The sequence below is a fragment of the Pseudomonas sp. 10S5 genome, from assembly GCF_035019745.1.
Taxonomy (GTDB): domain Bacteria; phylum Pseudomonadota; class Gammaproteobacteria; order Pseudomonadales; family Pseudomonadaceae; genus Aquipseudomonas.
Map to the genome: position 1 here is coordinate 263,704 of NZ_JASJVL010000002.1, position 14,470 is coordinate 278,173.

A 14,470-nucleotide genomic window follows, 5' to 3' on the forward strand; every position below is an offset into this window, starting at 1 on the left:
TGGGACCGAATCAACTTAGCCGTAACGCTTTTTGGCTTCAATCGCCAAGCCGCTGCCGATGCTGCCAAAGATGTTGCCTTCTACATGGCGGGCATGGGGCAGCATCGCCGAGACGCTGTTGCGCAACGCTGGAATCCCGCTTGAACCCCCGGTAAAAAACACCGTGTCCACCAAGTCGACACTTACGCCGGCATCGTTCAGCAACTTCGATACGCTGTTGCGTACGCGGGTCAGCAGCGCCTCAATGGCCGACTCAAACAATGCGCGGCTCAGTTCGACGCTCAAGCCCGGTTGTATGCGGTCCAGCGGTACATGGCGGCTTTCTTCATGGGTCAACTGGATCTTGGTTTCTTCCACTTCCATCGCCAACCAATGTCCGGCGCGCTGCTCGATCAGCTTGAACAGGCGATCAATACCGCCCGTGTCGACGATGTCGTAGCGCATGCTGGCCAAGGCGATTTGCGATTTCTGGGAATACACCGCGTTGATCGTGTGCCAGGTCGCCAGGTTCATGTGGTGGCTGGTCGGCATGTACGCCTGACTTTTCATCCGGCTGCCGTAGCCGAACAGGGGCATTACGCCCTGAAGGCTGAGTTGCTTGTCGAAGTCGGTCCCGCCGATGTGAACACCGCCGGTGGCGAGAATGTCGTCATGCCGATCAGCGACAAAGCGACGCTCCGGCGCCAAGCGCACCAGGGAGAAGTCCGATGTACCGCCGCCTATATCGACGATCAGCACCAGCTCTTCACGTTCGATGGTCGACTCATAGTCGAACGCCGCTGCAATAGGCTCGTACTGAAACGACACTTCCTTGAAGCCAATTTTGTGCGCGACTTCCACCAGAGTGTCTTCGGCTTCCTGATCGGCAGCGGCGTCGTCATCGACAAAGTGCACCGGGCGACCCAGCACCACTTCGTCGAAGGGACGGTCGGCGGTGATTTCTGCACGTTGTTTCAGTTGGCCAATGAACAACCCCAGCAAGTCCTTGAACGGCATGGCTGTGCCCAGCACGCTGGTGTCGTGTTTGATCAGCTTGGAACCGAGCAGGCTTTTCAGCGAGCGCATCAGGCGGCCTTCGTAGCCTTCCAAATACTCGTGCAACGCCAGGCGGCCATACACGGGACGACGCTCTTCCATATTGAAGAACACCACCGACGGCAGGGTGATTTTGCCGTCCTCCAGCGCGATGAGCGATTCCATGCCCGGCCGTAGCCAGCCAACAGTGGAATTGGACGTGCCGAAGTCGATACCGCAGGCACGGGCTGGAGATTCGTTTTTCATGTGCTTCATGTTCCAGTCAAAAAAACGGCCGCGCAGTGTATGTCAGCCCACCACAGATGCGTAGGGTGAAACGTCGTTTAGGTGCAGTTAAATCCGAAAAAGAGCATGCTACGCGCTGAGCATGGGCCTTTTGAGGCTGCGCTGGATAATTGGGGATGGTGACCGTTACATGGACTTCAAAGACTACTACAAGATTCTTGGGGTGGAACCGACTGCGGACGACAAAGCGATCAAGGTCGCGTACCGCAAGTTGGCACGCAAGTATCACCCTGACGTCAGTAAAGAAAAGGGTGCAGAGGAAAAATTCAAAGAAGCTTCCGAGGCTTATGAGGTACTCAAAAGCCCGGAGAAGCGCGCCGAATATGAAGAGCTGCGCAAGTATGGCCAGCAGGGTCGGCCGTTTCAGGGGCCGCCGGGCTGGCAGAACCGTAGCGGTGCGCCCAGTGGCGGCTACGGTGAGGACGCTGGCGATTTCTCGGATTTTTTCAGTTCGATCTTTGGTGGTCGGGCACAGCAAGGTCGCCCGCGTAGCGCGGGTCGTCGTGGACAGGATGTAGAAATGGAATTACCGATCTTTCTCGAAGAGACCCTGTCTAACGAGTCCAAACAAGTCAGTTTCAAGGTGGCCCAACATGGCGCTGATGGTCAGCGAATGGCAGATATCACCAAAACCCTGAACGTGAAAATCCCCGCCGGTGTTGCTGACGGCGAGCGTATTCGCCTCAAAGGACAGGGCGCACCGGGTGTTGGCGGCGGCGAAAATGGCGATTTATACCTGATCATCCGTTTTGCGCCGCACCCGATGTTCGATGTTGAAGGACATGACTTGATCATCACCGTGCCATTGGCACCGTGGGAAGCCGCGCTGGGTACTAAAGTGGCGGTGCCGACCCTCACCGGGAAGATCAATCTGACCATTCGTCCCGACAGCCAGAGCGGCCAACGCCTGCGCGTCAAAGGCAATGGCTTGCTCGACAAGCAAGGTCAGCGCGGCGATTTGTATGCGCAGTTAAAGGTCGTGATGCCGAAAACCACCGACGAGGCCGCCAAAGCACTTTGGCAGAGCCTGGCCGATACCGCCGCATTCGATCCGAGAGCCCAATGGAGTAACTGATCATGAGCAGCACCCTGATCGTAGAGCTGGATATGAAGGAATTCTGTCAGGTGACCGAGATGCCGGCCGCCTTCGTGATCGAAATTGTCGAACACGGCATCCTCGAACCTCAGGGGCAGCGCCCCGATGATTGGTTGTTCGACGCCCATGCCCTGGCCGTCGCCCGACAGGCCATCAAGTTGCAGCATGATCTGGAGCTTGAATGGGACGGCGTGGCCTTGGCGCTTGACCTGTTGAGTCAAGTTGAACGCTTACGGGCTGAAAACTTCATGCTCAAACAAAGGCTGGGGCGGTTTTTGCTGGATTGATTTTTAGTCCAGACATCATGCGATGTGCCGAAATCCTGTGGGAGCAGGCTTGCGTGCGAAGCCGCCAGTGTACTCACCGCTGAACCTGTGCTGTCTGTACTCACGCCTTCGTCGGCAAATCGACGCCCACAGGTTTTGGTTCTACGCGACCTAACTCTTGGGCAATACCACGGTAAACGTCGTCCCGTCATCCCGGTTCGACGTCACCGTAATACAGCCGTTGTGCGCACTGACCACTTCCTTGACGATGAACAACCCCAATCCAAGGCTGGTTGATGGATGTCCCAGCTCTTCGCTGGCGCTGCGTACCAGCGGATCGAAGAGGGTGCCCATCGCGTCCTCTGCAATCGGCTCGCCGAAATTTTGCATCACCAGCGTCACGCTGGTTTCGTCTGCGCTCAATGTCAGCCGGATCTTATGATTGTTAGAACCGTGCTGAAGTGCATTGCCGATCAGATTCTGCAACAGCTGATCGATGCGTCCACGATCCCATTCGCCATGGGTGTCACCACTGACGTCAAACGTAGGGTCGCACTCGGGCTGCCCGGCACAAGCTTCCTCAATGGCCTCGCGGCAGGCACTGGCCAACTCCATGGGTTTACGCTGAATCGGCAGGCTTGCACCCAAGCGACTGCGAACGAACTCGAGCAAATCCTTGACCATCGCTCCCATGTGTCGCGTGCCACCTTTAATGCGCGCTATGTAGGACAGTGCAGCATCGTCCAGGCCAACCTTACGGATCAGCAGCTCGGTGGACATACTGACTGCCTGCAATGGCGCGCGAAGGTCATGGCCCAGGATTGCCAGAAAGATATCCCTTGATCGTCCGACTTGCTCGGCATAGGCGGCAGTCGATTCGGCCAGCGCCTCGTCGATGGCTTCGTTAAAACGAATCATGTCCTGAAAATATGTCAGGTCCGGCGACTTCAAGCTGCTAACCCACAGGCGAATGACGCTGGCACGCAAATGACGAAACTCGGAGGTCATTTGCACCAAATCGAAGCCCACGGTATGCCGCAACTCACCGTGGCTGGCGGCGGCCTGGTCCAGCGTTGGGGATTTTTCCGGCCCTTCACCTCTGGATTTTGCCGTCTGCTCAAGGTTGGTTTGGGTGGTGTTCATGTCTCTGGCAGACGCCAGAAGGATCGCTTTGGCGTGATCACGTAGGGATTCACGGCCCATGTTGTCTGCCGCCGGTTGGATAGTTTTCGCGAATTTTTCCCACTCGTCGACTATTCGGTCCACGTTCAGGACGATGAACTGAGAAAGGCGCATGAAAGGTTACCTGCTGGCAGATACGATGAACGGGGTCGCATAGTAGCTCTTTTGCCGAGTGTGAAAAAATCTGCGTTTAGGAGCCAACCCTTGGCGAGAGGGTCGGTGGGGTGTATCAGACACGGCCCATCTCTGACTCGTTGGCTCCTTGGTCATCCGCCGATCAGAACAAAAAGTAGCGTTGCGCCATCGGTAAAACTTCAGCGGGTTCACACCACAACAATACGCCGTCGGCCTTGACCTGATAGGTCTGCGGGTCCACATCAATAGTGGGCAGGTAATGATTATGGATCAGGTCTGACTTCCGCACATTTCGACATCCCTTAACCACGCTAATGGTTTTTTTCAAACCCAGGGATTCCGGAATACCGGCATCCATTGCGGCCTGGCTGATGAATGTCAGGCTGGTGGCGTGCAGCGAGCCGCCGTAGCTGGCGAACATTGGGCGGTAGTGGACTGGTTGCGGGGTGGGGATGGACGCGTTGGCATCGCCCATCAAGCTGGCGGCGATGGCACCCCCCTTGAGTATCAAGCTCGGCTTTACTCCGAAAAACGCCGGGCGCCACAGCACCAGGTCTGCCCACTTGCCCACTTCAATGGAACCCACTTCATGGCTAATGCCGTGAGTAATTGCAGGGTTGATGGTGTATTTGGCGATGTAGCGTTTGGCGCGGAAGTTGTCGTTGCCGGGGCCGTCTTCTGGCAATTGGCCGCGCTGCTTCTTCATTTTGTCGGCGGTCTGCCAGGTGCGCATGATCACTTCGCCGACCCGGCCCATAGCCTGACTGTCGGAACTGATCATGGAAAACGCGCCCAGATCGTGCAGGATGTCTTCGGCGGCGATGGTTTCGCGGCGGATACGACTTTCAGCGAAGGCCACGTCTTCGGCAATGCTCGGGTCCAGATGATGGCAAACCATCAACATGTCCAGGTGTTCGTCGATGGTGTTGCGGGTGAACGGTCGCGTGGGGTTGGTTGAGCTGGGAAGCACGTTCGGCAAACCGCAGGCCTTGATGATGTCTGGGGCATGCCCGCCGCCCGCACCTTCGGTGTGGTAGGTGTGAATCGTACGGCCCTTGAACGCGGCTAACGTGGTTTCGACGAAACCGGACTCGTTTAGCGTGTCGGTGTGGATCGCCACCTGCACATCGTATTGATCGGCCACGTTCAGGCAGTTGTCGATGGCGGCGGGGGTGGTGCCCCAATCTTCGTGCAACTTCAAACCAATGGCGCCGGCCTTGACCTGTTCAATCAGCGGTCCCGGCAGGCTGACGTTGCCTTTGCCGGTGAAGCCGATGTTCATGGGGAACGCATCGGCGGATTGAAGCATGCGCGCCAAATGCCAAGGGCCCGGTGTCACGGTGGTGGCGTTAGTGCCAGTGGCTGGACCGGTGCCGCCGCCGATCATGGTGGTAACGCCGCTCATCAGCGCTTCTTCGATTTGCTGCGGGCAGATGAAGTGGATGTGGGTGTCGACGCCGCCAGCGGTCAGGATCATGCCTTCCCCCGCAATGACTTCGGTGGCCGCGCCGATGGCGATGGTCACACCGGGCTGGATGTCTGGATTTCCGGCCTTGCCGATGGCGGCGATGCGGCCATTCTTCAGGCCGACATCGGCCTTGACGATACCCCAGTGATCGATGATCAACGCGTTGGTGATCAGCGTGTCGACTACCTCTGCGGCCATCATTTGGCCTTGGCCCATGCCGTCACGAATAACCTTGCCGCCGCCGAACTTCACTTCTTCGCCATAGACGGTGAAGTCTTGCTCGACCTCAATCCATAGCTCGGTGTCGGCCAACCGCACGCGGTCGCCGACGGTAGGACCGAACATGTCGGCGTAGGCGTGTCGGCTGATCTTCATTTCTCGTTCCTCGAATAGCGGGCAGAGCGGCGAGCTGTAAGCTACGAGCCGCAGGTAAAATCAAATTCAAAATCAGGCTGCTTTTGAATCTCACCACTCATAGAGCCCCCATCACCCGCCCAGCAAACCCAAATACCCGGCGATGCCCGGCCAAATCAACCAACTCCACGTCCCGCGATTGACCTGGCTCGAAGCGCACGGCGGTCCCCGCGGGAATGTTCAGGCGCATGCCGCGACTGGCGGTGCGGTCGAAGGTCAGTGCGTCGTTGGTTTCGAAAAAATGAAAATGCGAGCCGACCTGGATCGGCCGGTCACCGCTGTTGGCAACGTTCAGACGGAGCGTGCGGCGTCCGACATTGAGCTCGATGTCGCCAGGCTGGATCTGATATTCACCAGGGATCATTCGGTTTTCCTCAACAGAGTTTTGAAATAGATAGCAGTCGGCTTGTACTCCCCGTCTGGGTTGCAGGCGTAGTCAGGTAGTTTTCCGATGTTGATGTAGCCTGCTGAGCGGTAGAAGGTCTCGGCAGGTGACCCTGCCTCGGTGTCCAGGTACAGCAATCCACGTTTATGCTGTTGCGCGGCCTGTTCCAGCGCGCTGATCAGTTGCCCGCCCAAGCCCCGCCGCTGCGCCGGTTTGAGTACCAAGAGCTTTTGCACCTCGGCACGGTTCGAGCCGTTGGGCTTTTGGCACAAAGACAACTGCACGCTGGCCAGAACCTGTTCCTCCTGAACCACCACCCACAATAGTCGCTCGCCTTTTTCCAGCTCTGCCCGCACGCCATCGAAATAAACCGCCGCTTCTGTAGCGCTTAGGCTGGCCAAGAAGCCCACGGATGCGCCTTGCTTCACGGCGTCCAGCAACAGATCAACTAGACCTTGGCGATAGTGGGGGAAACTTTCGGCGTTAACACGACGTAACTGGGCGGCGTTCATGGAGTGGATCTCCTTTTTATAAGGGCGTTGAACGAGGCGCTGAAGGCGCAGCGCCGGGTGTCAGGTTCAGTTGCATGAAGGTCAGGTCCAGCCAGCGACCGAACTTGGTGCCGACTTGGGCCATTTGACCGGTGATCGAAAAACCGAGGCGTTCATGCAGGGCCACGGATGCAGCGTTACCACTTTCTATGGCCGCAACCATGATGTGCTTATCGCAGCGCCGGGCGCGTTCGATCAGTGCGTGCATCAGTTGCGGCCCCAAGCCACTGCCTCGCTGATCGGCGCGCACATACACCGAATGTTCGACGGTGTGGCGAAAACCATCGAATGGGCGCCAGTCGCCAAATGAAGCGTAGCCGAGCACTTCATTTTGAGCGTCGACGATCACTAGAATCGGATACCCCTGAACCCGCCGAGCGTCAAACCAGGCTTTACGGTTAGCCAGGTCGATGGCTTGTTCATTCCAAATGGCCGTGGTGTTGAGCACAGCGTCGTTGTAGATATCAAGAATGCCTAAAAGATCGGCTTCCAGTGCGTCACGAATGGGGTATGTCATTGAAAAACTCGCATCTTGAATTCAGGCAATCGGTTGATGGACGGTGACCAGTTTGGTCCCGTCTGGAAATGTGGCTTCAACCTGAATATCCGGGATCATTTCCGGGATACCTTCCATCACCTGCTCACGGGTCAGCAAGGTGGTTCCCAAGTGCATCAGTTCGGCAACCGTCCGGCCATCGCGGGCGCCTTCCAATAACGCGGCTGCAATGTAAGCCATGGCTTCTGGGTAGTTCAGCTTCACGCCTCGGGCCAAGCGCCGTTCGGCCACCAGCCCGGCAGTGAATATCAGCAGCTTGTCTTTTTCGCGGGGGGTCAGGTCCATGTTCGGTTCCGTGTCATATCAATTGAGAGGCGCGATTCCCCTGTGCAGGCTGTGTGGGAGCGAATTCATTCGCGAATATCGCGACGCAGTGCATCAGGTACTCCATATTCTCGGTGCAACCGCTGCACGCCCCAGCAACTCGGGGCGCAACAGCTTCCATAGTTCTATCAGCCAGGCGCGGGCGTGCAGGGCTTCGTCGGCCAGGCAGCGGGCGACCAACAGGCCGGGTAGTTGGGTCAGGTCGCCGCGAACCGGCAGGTTATCCGCCAGATTCCGGCAGGCTTCCAGCAACTCGCTGCTGGCTTCGCCCGTCACTAACAATGTGGCCAAGACCGATTTGCCATCTAAACCAATGGGTGAGTCCAACAGGCCATCGTTACCCTTGATCCTCTGACGTTCATGCCACAACAAACGTCCGTCGCGGCGGATCTCGACCCGTGATTGAAAATACCCCAGATCAAAACGCTCGCCACTGGCTGGGCGACCCAAGGCAACCACGTCCCAATACAACGCGCGGGCATCGCCTTGTAGCTCAATGTGTGTGGAGAGTTCTGCCTGGGCGGCGCTGAAGACGATGGTTTCTTGCGGCAGCCATTCCAGCGTGGCGCCCGTTTCGACGCTCAGTTCCAGTTGCTGAAATGCCGGGCCGGCTGCGCTATACCATTTGGCCGCGCCGGGGCTGGTTAATTGCGCCCAGGCATCGGCGCCGACATGCACCGAAATATCGAGCCGATCACCGCCCGCGATCCCGCCCGGCGGATGCACGATGATGTGCTGACACACCTCAGGGCCTTCGGCATACAGATGCTTTTGCACCCGCAGCGGGCCTTGATGGCGGCGCAAGGTCGGGCGCGTGCTTTCACCAAAACGGCCATAGCCCAACTCCAGCTCGGCATGCCAACTGGGGGTAAACAGCGCGGTGTGGGCAGGAAGGTTCATGGTCGTGTCATGTTAGAGAAGTCGCACCTTAGCGGATTAGCGCATCAAATTGTAACCAGACCACGCACCCCTTGCGCTTCCATGTCTTCGCCACGGCCTTGCTGAACGATCTCGCCACGGGACATCACCAGGTAATGATCGGCCAGCTCAGCGGCAAAATCATAAAACTGCTCGACCAACAGAATGGCCATGTCCCCTTGTGCCGCGAGCTTCTTGATCACCGCGCCGATTTCCTTGATCACCGAGGGTTGGATGCCTTCAGTGGGTTCATCGAGAATCAGCAGGCGAGGGCGGCTCGCCAGCGCGCGTCCGATGGCCAATTGTTGTTGCTGACCGCCAGACAAATCGCCGCCGCGTCGCTGCTTCATTTGCAGCAACACCGGGAACAGCTCGTAGATAAACGCCGGGACTTCTTTCGCTTCACAGCCAGGGAAGCGCGACAGGCCCATCAACAGGTTTTCTTCCACCGTCAGGCGGCCGAAGATTTCACGGCCTTGTGGCACGTAGGCAATCCCGGCCTGCACACGCTGGTGCGGCTTGAACCCGGTAATGGTTTGGCCTTCCCACTGCACCGCGCCTTCTTTGGACGGCAGCAGGCCCATCAAAACTTTGAGCAACGTGGTTTTACCCACGCCGTTACGCCCGAGCAGGCACGTCACTTCGCCGATGTTCACCTCAAAGGACAAACCGCGAAGAATGTGACTGCCGCCGTAATACTGATGGAGCTTGTCGACTTGGAGCATGTTCGTTCCTCACTGGCTCAAGAGCGGCAAGCTGCAAGCCGCAAGTGAGATCAAAATCGGGCCGCATTCTCTTGCAGCTTGAATCTGCGTTACCTTCCCAGATAAACCTCAATAACCCGTTCATCGGCCTGCACATCTTCCAGCGAGCCTTCGGCCAATACGCTGCCTTGGTGCAAAACGGTGACGTGGTCGGCGATGGAACCAACGAAGCCCATGTCGTGTTCCACCACCATCAACGAGTGCTTGCCCGCCAGGCTTTTGAACAGCTCGGCGGTGAATTCGGTTTCGGCGTCGGTCATGCCCGCCACGGGTTCGTCGAGCAGTAGCAGTTGCGGGTCTTGAACCAGCAACATGCCGATTTCCAGAAACTGTTTTTGCCCGTGGGACAACAACCCCGCAGGCCGGTGCATCGAGCCGGTCAAACGAATGGTTTCCAGCACCTGATGAATGCTGTCTTGCTGCTCGCCAGTCAACCGTGCGCGCAGGCTGGCCCAGACGGACTTGTCAGTTTTCTGCGCCAGTTCAAGGTTCTCGAACACGCTCAAGGCTTCGAACACGGTGGGCTTCTGAAACTTGCGACCAATACCGGCTTGGGCGATATGTACTTCGCTCATTATCGTCAGGTCCAGGGTTTCACCGAACCAGGCTTTGCCGTGGCTGGGCCGCGTCTTGCCGGTGATCACGTCCATCAGCGTGGTTTTACCCGCGCCGTTAGGGCCGATGATGCAGCGCAATTCGCCCACGCCGATGTACAGGTTCAGGTTGTTCAGGGCTTTGAAGCCATCAAAACTGACGCTGATGTCTTCCAGGGTAAGAATGGTGCCGTGCCGGGTGTTTAGACCCTCGCCGGTCATTTGCCCGAAGCCAATGGCATCGCGGCTGGTGCCGGCGTCTGAATTGGGGGCCAGGATCGGTTCGAGCATGAAGACTGGGGTCGGAGTGGTTTTCATTGCTCCCCCTTTTTTTTCAACAGGCCAATCACGCCTTTAGGCAGGTACAAGGTCACGATGATGAACAGCGCGCCGAGGAAAAACAGCCAATATTCCGGGAATGCCACGGTGAACCAGCTCTTCATGCCGTTGACCACTCCAGCGCCCAGTAACGGGCCAATTAAGGTGCCCCGTCCGCCGAGCGCTACCCATACCGCCGCTTCGATGGAGTTGGTCGGCGACATTTCGCTGGGATTGATGATGCCGACTTGCGGTACATACAACGCTCCAGCCAAACCACACATGACGGCGCTCAATACCCAGACAAACAGCTTGAAACCGCGAGGATCGTAGCCACAGAACATCAAGCGGTTTTCCGCGTCACGCAACGCAGTCAATACCCGACCGAACTTGCTCAGCGCCAGGCGCCAACCGATAAACAAACACCCGAGCAGTAACACCACGGTTAGCAGAAACAGTGTCGCCCGAGTGCCCTGCGACGTAATGCTGAAACCAAGAATGCTGCGAAAATTAGTGAAGCCGTTGTTGCCCCCGAAACCGGTTTCGTTGCGAAAGAACAGCAGCATTGCGGCGAAGGTCAGGGCTTGGGTCATGATCGAAAAGTACACACCCTTGATCCGTGAACGGAAGGCAAAGAACCCGAAGAACAACGCCAGCAATCCCGGCGCCAATACCACCAGGCACATCGCCCAGAGAAAGTGATTGGTTCCGGTCCAGTACCACGGCAGCTCGGTCCACGACAGGAAAGTCATGAACGCAGGCAACTGATCGCCCGAGGTTTCACGCATCAGGTACATGCCCATGGCATAACCGCCGAGGGCGAAGAACAAACCGTGGCCCAGCGACAGCAATCCGGCGTAACCCCAGACAAGGTCTAGTGCCAACGCAACGATGGCGTAACAGAGGATTTTGCCGACCAGCGTCAAGGTGTAGGCCGACACTTGCAGACTGTTTTCTGGCGGCAGCAACGACAGCAGCGCCAGTGCGATTAACAGCATCACAATCACGGCACCGATCGCCAGGGTGATTTTTGCGCCGGCTTTGCCTGCAGCGGTGACTAAAAGAGGCTGGTTCATCAGTCAATTACCCGCCCTTTGAGTGCGAAGAGCCCTTGCGGACGTTTTTGGATAAACAGAATGATCAGCGCCAGAATCAGGATTTTGCCGAGCACGGCGCCGATCTGGGGTTCGAGGATCTTGTTCGCAATGCCGAGGCCGAAAGCCGCCATCACGCTGCCCGCCAATTGCCCGACGCCGCCGAGTACCACCACCAGGAACGAATCAATGATGTAGCTCTGGCCCAGGTCCGGGCCGACGTTGCCGATTTGGCTCAGCGCAACTCCGCCCAATCCTGCGATGCCTGAGCCCAACCCGAAGGCCATCATGTCGATTCGACCGGTGGGCACGCCGCAGCAGGCGGCCATGTTGCGATTCTGAGTCACCGCCCGCACGTTAAGGCCCAGGCGAGTCTTGTTCAGCAGTAGCCAGGTCAGCACCACCACGAACAAGGCGAAGGCGATGATCACGATGCGGTTGTACGGCAGCACCAGATTCGGCAGCACTTGAATGCCGCCAGACAGCCATTCAGGGTTGGCGACTTCGACGTTCTGCGCCCCGAACACCAGGCGCACCAGTTGGATCAGCATTAGGCTGATACCCCAGGTGGCGAGCAGGGTTTCCAGCGGGCGGCCATACAAATGGCGAATCACCGTGCGTTCCAGCAGCATGCCGATCAACGCCGTGACAAAAAACGCCACCGGCAGCGCGAGCAATGGATAAAGCTCAATGGCACCGGGGGCGTAGCGCTGAAACATCAACTGCACGACGTAGGTGCAATAGGCGCCCAGCATCAGCATTTCGCCGTGGGCCATGTTGATCACGCCCAGCAAGCCAAAGGTGATCGCCAAGCCCAACGCTGCCAGTAATAAAATTGATCCCAAAGACAGACCGCTGAAAGCCTCGCCGAGGACTTCGCCTACCAGCAGCTTGCGTTTGACCTGCGCCAGGCTGGTTTCGGCGGCAGTGCGCACACCAGCGTCGGTCTCAACCGCAGGTTCGAGCAGGCTTTCCAGGCGCGTCTTGGCCAGCGGGTCACCGGTTTCACCGAGTAGGCGAACGGCGGCAAGTCTCACGGTGGGGTTGGTGTCCACCAACTGTAAATTGGCCAGGGCCAAGGTCAACGCGGTGCGCACCTCGGCATTGGTTTCGGTGGTGAGTTGATGGTTGAGGAAATCGAGTTGCGCCGGTTTGGCGTTTTTTTGTAGCTGTTGCGCAGCGCCCAGACGCAGTTTGGCGTTGGCAGCGAGCAGTTGATGACTGGCCAATGCGGAATCAATCAAACCCCGCAGGCGGTTGTTCAGGTGCAGCACTTGGGGTTGGCCGTCGATCGTTAGCTGGCCTTGCTCCAAGGCATTGATCAGCTCGACGCGTGCGGGGTCAGGTTGGGCAGCCCAGGCTTCCAGCAGTTTGGCTTGTTGCACCGGGCTTGCCGCAACGAAGTCAGTGGCATCGCTGGCGTGGGCTGTAAACGGCAGCAGCACGGCCAAGGCGAAGATGAAGCGGTACAGGGCATTTGGCATATCTTTGGCCTTGCGTGGACTGAAGGTCCATTCGCAGGCAAGCCTGCTCCCGCCGTTACATTGCATATCCTGCGGGAGAGGCCTGCCTGCGAAGGCAATGGATCAGGCACACACAGCCTGATCGGTACGACTTAGTTGCTCTTCACCGCATAGTCCGGCTTCTTGTCGTTGCCAGGAATGTACGGGCTCCACGGCTGAGCGCGGATCGGCTCTTTGGTCTGCCATACAACGCTGAACTGACCGTCGGCCTGGATTTCGCCGATCATTACTGGCTTGTGCAGGTGATGATTGGTTTTATCCATGGTCAGCACAAAGCCTGATGGTGCATTAAAGGTTTGACCGGCCATGGCTTCGCGAACTTTGTCGACATTTGTAGACTTGGCTTTTTCAGCAGCCTGGGCCCACATATGGATGCCGACGTAGGTGGCTTCCATTGGGTCGTTGGTGACGGCTTTGTCAGCGCCCGGCAAGTTGTGCTTCTTGGCATAGGCTTTCCAGTCCGCGACGAACTGGGTGTTGACCGGGTTCTGTACCGACTCGAAGTAGTTCCAGGCAGCGAGGTTACCGACCAATGGCTTGGTGTCGATACCGCGCAGTTCTTCTTCGCCGACCGAGAAGGCTATAACCGGTACGTCGGTGGCTTTCAGGCCCTGATTGGCGAGTTCTTTGTAGAACGGCACGTTGGAGTCGCCGTTGACGGTGGAGATAACAGCGGTCTTGCCACCGGCAGAGAATTTTTTGATATTCGAGACGATGGTCTGGTAATCGCTGTGACCGAACGGGGTGTAAACCTCTTGGATGTCCTTGTCAGCAACCCCTTTGGATTTGAGGAACGAACGCAGGATTTTGTTAGTGGTGCGCGGGTAAACGTAGTCAGTGCCCAACAAGAAGAATCGCTTGGCGCTGCCGCCTTCTTCACTCATCAAGTACTCAACCGCAGGAATGGCCTGCTGATTAGGCGCAGCGCCGGTGTAGAAAACATTCGGCGACATCTCTTCGCCCTCGTACTGCACAGGGTAAAACAGCAAGCCGTTGAGCTCTTCAAACACGGGCAATACTGATTTACGCGACACCGAGGTCCAGCAACCGAACACCACGGCTACTTTGTCTTGGGTTAGCAGCTGTCGGCTTTTTTCAGCAAACAGCGGCCAGTTAGAGGCTGGGTCGACGACCACAGCTTCGAGCAGCTTGCCGTTCACGCCGCCTTTAGCATTGATTTCGTCGATGGTCATCAATGCCATATCTTTGAGGGACGTTTCAGAGATCGCCATGGTTCCGGACAACGAATGCAGAATGCCGACCTTGATGGTCTCTGCGGCCTGGAGTGTCCAACTCATGCCCAGTGCAGCAACAGAGGCAGACAGCGTGAACGCTTTGATCAGACTGCGACGCTTCATTTGGCGATCTCCATTCTTGGATTTTTCAGAGGGCAGGTTCGATGGGTGGAACCGAGTGTCTGAAAGATCTTTAGCAAAGGCTGGGCCAAATCTGAAAACGTCGCAAAATGGTACGAAATGGTCGTACTTTCCAATCGTCGCGCACCGCCATGGACCTCAAATAAGTGGGTGGTGCGCGACGCTGCGCCGATATGGTGCGGTCAAC

General features: G+C 57.4%; 15 protein-coding genes. 2 read left to right on the forward strand and 13 right to left on the reverse strand.

Going from position 1 to position 14,470, the window contains the following annotated elements:
- Nucleotides 1-15: 15 nt before the first annotated feature.
- On the reverse strand, nt 16-1,281 hold the full coding sequence (locus tag QN378_RS02680; RefSeq protein ID WP_322206595.1) for an Hsp70 family protein: 1,266 nt from the start codon (nt 1,279-1,281) through the stop codon (nt 16-18).
- A gap of 169 nt (nt 1,282-1,450) precedes the next feature.
- Between QN378_RS02680 and cbpA the strand changes: the two genes are divergently transcribed.
- Nucleotides 1,451-2,395 (forward strand): curved DNA-binding protein, encoded by a 945-nt coding sequence (gene cbpA / locus QN378_RS02685; RefSeq protein WP_322206596.1) that lies wholly within the window; start codon nt 1,451-1,453, stop codon nt 2,393-2,395.
- A 2-nt stretch (nt 2,396-2,397) separates the two neighbouring features.
- Complete coding sequence (locus QN378_RS02690; protein ID WP_322206597.1) at nt 2,398-2,703, forward strand: chaperone modulator CbpM; 306 nt, start codon at nt 2,398-2,400, stop codon at nt 2,701-2,703.
- Between the two features lie 150 nt (nt 2,704-2,853).
- Here QN378_RS02690 and QN378_RS02695 read toward each other — a convergent pair whose 3' ends face one another.
- The 12 genes from QN378_RS02695 to urtA all read right to left on the reverse strand — a co-directional run bounded on the left by QN378_RS02695 (nt 2,854) and on the right by urtA (nt 14,265).
- Entirely contained in the window at nt 2,854-3,978 is a 1,125-nt protein-coding gene (locus QN378_RS02695; RefSeq protein ID WP_322206598.1) for a HAMP domain-containing sensor histidine kinase, read from the reverse strand.
- A gap of 163 nt (nt 3,979-4,141) precedes the next feature.
- Nucleotides 4,142-5,842: an urease subunit alpha gene (ureC, locus tag QN378_RS02700; RefSeq protein ID WP_322206599.1), complete on the reverse strand. Its 1,701-nt coding sequence runs from the start codon at nt 5,840-5,842 to the stop codon at nt 4,142-4,144.
- Nucleotides 5,843-5,939: 97 nt separating this feature from the next.
- Nucleotides 5,940-6,245 carry an urease subunit beta gene (locus tag QN378_RS02705; protein WP_322206600.1) on the reverse strand — a complete coding sequence of 102 codons (306 nt, stop codon included), beginning with the start codon at nt 6,243-6,245 and terminating at the stop codon, nt 5,940-5,942.
- Nucleotides 6,242-6,778, reverse strand: coding sequence for a GNAT family N-acetyltransferase (locus QN378_RS02710; RefSeq protein WP_322206601.1), 537 nt, complete (start codon nt 6,776-6,778; stop codon nt 6,242-6,244). The genes QN378_RS02705 and QN378_RS02710 overlap by 4 nt, the downstream gene beginning before the upstream one ends.
- A gap of 16 nt (nt 6,779-6,794) precedes the next feature.
- A complete protein-coding gene (locus QN378_RS02715) occupies nt 6,795-7,334 on the reverse strand; it encodes an N-acetyltransferase family protein (protein ID WP_322206602.1) in 540 nt (179 codons plus the stop codon).
- A 21-nt stretch (nt 7,335-7,355) separates the two neighbouring features.
- Nucleotides 7,356-7,658, reverse strand: coding sequence for an urease subunit gamma (locus tag QN378_RS02720; protein ID WP_322167456.1), 303 nt, complete (start codon nt 7,656-7,658; stop codon nt 7,356-7,358).
- Nucleotides 7,659-7,751: 93 nt separating this feature from the next.
- Nucleotides 7,752-8,597 carry an urease accessory protein UreD gene (locus QN378_RS02725; protein ID WP_322206603.1) on the reverse strand — a complete coding sequence of 282 codons (846 nt, stop codon included), beginning with the start codon at nt 8,595-8,597 and terminating at the stop codon, nt 7,752-7,754.
- 44 nt (nt 8,598-8,641) lie between these two features.
- Nucleotides 8,642-9,340 (reverse strand): urea ABC transporter ATP-binding subunit UrtE, encoded by a 699-nt coding sequence (gene urtE / locus QN378_RS02730; protein ID WP_322206604.1) that lies wholly within the window; start codon nt 9,338-9,340, stop codon nt 8,642-8,644.
- A gap of 89 nt (nt 9,341-9,429) precedes the next feature.
- Nucleotides 9,430-10,290, reverse strand: coding sequence for an urea ABC transporter ATP-binding protein UrtD (gene urtD / locus QN378_RS02735; protein WP_322206605.1), 861 nt, complete (start codon nt 10,288-10,290; stop codon nt 9,430-9,432).
- Nucleotides 10,287-11,366, reverse strand: coding sequence for an urea ABC transporter permease subunit UrtC (gene urtC, locus QN378_RS02740; RefSeq protein ID WP_322206606.1), 1,080 nt, complete (start codon nt 11,364-11,366; stop codon nt 10,287-10,289). The genes urtD and urtC overlap by 4 nt, the downstream gene beginning before the upstream one ends.
- The gene (gene urtB, locus QN378_RS02745; RefSeq protein ID WP_323548883.1) at nt 11,366-12,868 is read right to left on the reverse strand and encodes an urea ABC transporter permease subunit UrtB; all 1,503 of its coding nucleotides are present in this window, start codon (nt 12,866-12,868) and stop codon (nt 11,366-11,368) included. Before urtB ends, urtC begins: the two co-directional genes overlap by 1 nt.
- Nucleotides 12,869-12,999: 131 nt before the next feature.
- A complete protein-coding gene (gene urtA, locus QN378_RS02750; protein ID WP_322206608.1) occupies nt 13,000-14,265 on the reverse strand; it encodes an urea ABC transporter substrate-binding protein in 1,266 nt (421 codons plus the stop codon).
- Nucleotides 14,266-14,470: the final 205 nt, after the last annotated feature.

Coding starts and splice junctions, on each gene's coding strand:
- urtD (WP_322206605.1), bottom strand. CDS start 10,290: ATGAAAACCACTCCGACCCCAGTCTTCATGCTCGAACCGATCCTGGCC.
- QN378_RS02710 (WP_322206601.1), bottom strand. CDS start 6,778: ATGAACGCCGCCCAGTTACGTCGTGTTAACGCCGAAAGTTTCCCCCAC.
- urtA (WP_322206608.1), bottom strand. CDS start 14,265: ATGAAGCGTCGCAGTCTGATCAAAGCGTTCACGCTGTCTGCCTCTGTT.
- urtB (WP_323548883.1), bottom strand. CDS start 12,868: ATGCCAAATGCCCTGTACCGCTTCATCTTCGCCTTGGCCGTGCTGCTG.
- QN378_RS02690 (WP_322206597.1), top strand. CDS start 2,398: ATGAGCAGCACCCTGATCGTAGAGCTGGATATGAAGGAATTCTGTCAG.
- ureC (WP_322206599.1), bottom strand. CDS start 5,842: ATGAAGATCAGCCGACACGCCTACGCCGACATGTTCGGTCCTACCGTC.
- urtE (WP_322206604.1), bottom strand. CDS start 9,340: ATGCTCCAAGTCGACAAGCTCCATCAGTATTACGGCGGCAGTCACATT.
- QN378_RS02715 (WP_322206602.1), bottom strand. CDS start 7,334: ATGACATACCCCATTCGTGACGCACTGGAAGCCGATCTTTTAGGCATT.
- QN378_RS02725 (WP_322206603.1), bottom strand. CDS start 8,597: ATGAACCTTCCTGCCCACACCGCGCTGTTTACCCCCAGTTGGCATGCC.
- QN378_RS02705 (WP_322206600.1), bottom strand. CDS start 6,245: ATGATCCCTGGTGAATATCAGATCCAGCCTGGCGACATCGAGCTCAAT.
- urtC (WP_322206606.1), bottom strand. CDS start 11,366: ATGAACCAGCCTCTTTTAGTCACCGCTGCAGGCAAAGCCGGCGCAAAA.
- cbpA (WP_322206596.1), top strand. CDS start 1,451: ATGGACTTCAAAGACTACTACAAGATTCTTGGGGTGGAACCGACTGCG.
- QN378_RS02680 (WP_322206595.1), bottom strand. CDS start 1,281: ATGAAAAACGAATCTCCAGCCCGTGCCTGCGGTATCGACTTCGGCACG.
- QN378_RS02695 (WP_322206598.1), bottom strand. CDS start 3,978: ATGCGCCTTTCTCAGTTCATCGTCCTGAACGTGGACCGAATAGTCGAC.
- QN378_RS02720 (WP_322167456.1), bottom strand. CDS start 7,658: ATGGACCTGACCCCCCGCGAAAAAGACAAGCTGCTGATATTCACTGCC.